Source organism: Roseicyclus sp., from assembly GCF_018402035.1.
Taxonomy (GTDB): Bacteria; Pseudomonadota; Alphaproteobacteria; order Rhodobacterales; family Rhodobacteraceae; genus Roseicyclus.
In genome coordinates, this window is sequence record NZ_JAGYJN010000065.1 from 1 (window position 1) to 1,633 (window position 1,633).

The window sequence follows — 1,633 nt, forward strand, 5'->3', positions numbered from 1 at the left end:
CAATTACACGGGCGCGGTAGAAGATATGAGCGCCAATGCGGGCCGTGCGGTCCATGGTCCGCGACCAGTAGGGCGACACCAGGGTCGAATGGTAATGCGTGGCCCCTCCGGTCAACTGGCGTTCAAAGCCATCCAGCGCCACCCGCGCTACCCGTCCCGCGATCGCGATCGCCCGGCTGTCATTCAGGGTGACCGGCTGGCCATCGCAGGCATAGCTAAACTGGCAGGCATTGGTTTGGTGCGCATTCTGGTTCACCACCGCGCAGACCGTTTCGGGATATCGCTGGGAATCGACGCGGTTTAGTATGACCTCTGCCACGGCGAACTGGCCAACGACATCCTCGCCACGAGCCTCATGATAGATCGCCTCGCGCAGGCATAGCCAGTCCGCATCGGTTTCCGGCGGGTTGGGTAGGGAAAGAAGCCATTCGAGGTTGAAATATTCATGGGAATCAGCATCTGCTCCGGGATTGCTCCGGCCTGGATCGGCGAAGTTCGCTCGCGCCAGCAGCTGTTCGATACGCTCAGGCTGGGCCTCGTTGTGCAGGGTGGTGGGCAGCGGCGGTGGGGCAGGGGCTGAGGGGCGGCGCGGCGCCGGTTCCATCCGGGACGATATCGCCTCGGGCAGCAGCAGGGCCGGCGACATGGCGGTATCGGGCGGGCTGACCGCCTCGGCTGACAGGACGACCAGCACCGTCGCGCAGCCGAAACGCAACCCGGCCTGGCGAAGAATCCGTTGAGCAAAAGACCGGCTGGAACCGAAGCTTTTCCTGCGATAGTCGAGCATTTCAGCTGACATTCCTCAAGTGGCCTGCTTTCTGGCACCAAAGTCGCCTCGTTCTTGCCGCTGAACAAGTGTTTTCGCCCCGAGCGGCGCCTTCGGTCGCGCAGGCCAATGAAACGTTGCTGGCTCCTGTTGTCGGTGACTTCAAATCGTTACTGCGGGGGCTGGCGCTACGCCAAAGCTGCCAAGCTGACCTCTCGCCCAATGGCAAGTTCGACTATATCCTGCGGTATCACCCTGCCCCAGGAACGCCCATGCCCAAGCTCAGCAGCCAAACCGTGACCATGCTGGACGGCGGCGCTGGAGTTCTACTGCCGCGGAGTTGGATGCTGCGTTTGCCAGAAGTGCATTTGCACTTTTCAATGGTCTGCGGTCCAGCACAGATCATGTTATGGGTCCGTTCAAGGCAGAGAGGGCATCATGGCATCATCAATTGCATCTCGGGTTGAGGCGAGCTTTCGCAAGCAGGGCCTCATGGACACTCTTGGCGCGCGCATCACGCGGATTGAGCCGGGATGTGTTGAGATCACCGCACCTCTGACGCCTGCGACGCAGCAACAGCAGGGCTTCGCGCATGCTGGGCTGACATTCGCAATTGGTGACAGCGCGGCAGGATATTCAGCCCTGAGCGTGATGCCGGCGGAAACAGAGGTTCTGACTTCTGAGATGTCGATACACCTTCTTGCTCCGGGGGCGGGTGAGGAATTGATCGCGCGTGGTCGGGTGATCCGTGCGGGGCGCCGGTTGGTGGTCGCGGGAGCTGATGTCTTCGTCAGGCACAAAGGCGAAGAAACCCTGATCGCCACCCTTATCGGTACAATGGTGCCAGTACCTGTGTAAGGCCTCAGA

2 protein-coding genes are annotated in these 1,633 nt (G+C 61.2%); one reads left to right on the plus strand and one right to left on the minus strand.

What is annotated here, in order from left to right; genetic code table 11:
- The coding region (locus KG698_RS15170) for a cell wall hydrolase (RefSeq protein ID WP_300984219.1) at positions 1-799 on the minus strand (799 nt) is incomplete at its 3' end.
- A 459-nt stretch (positions 800-1,258) separates the two neighbouring features.
- Here KG698_RS15170 and KG698_RS15175 point away from each other — a divergent pair.
- The gene (locus KG698_RS15175; protein ID WP_300984221.1) at positions 1,259-1,624 is read left to right on the plus strand and encodes a PaaI family thioesterase; all 366 of its coding nucleotides are present in this window, start codon (positions 1,259-1,261) and stop codon (positions 1,622-1,624) included.
- Positions 1,625-1,633 lie beyond the last annotated feature (9 nt).

What these genes read in the sequence shown, in the direction of transcription:
- KG698_RS15175 (WP_300984221.1), top strand. Translation starts at nt 1,259, where the DNA reads ATGGACACTCTTGGCGCGCGCATCACGCGGATTGAGCCGGGATGTGTT.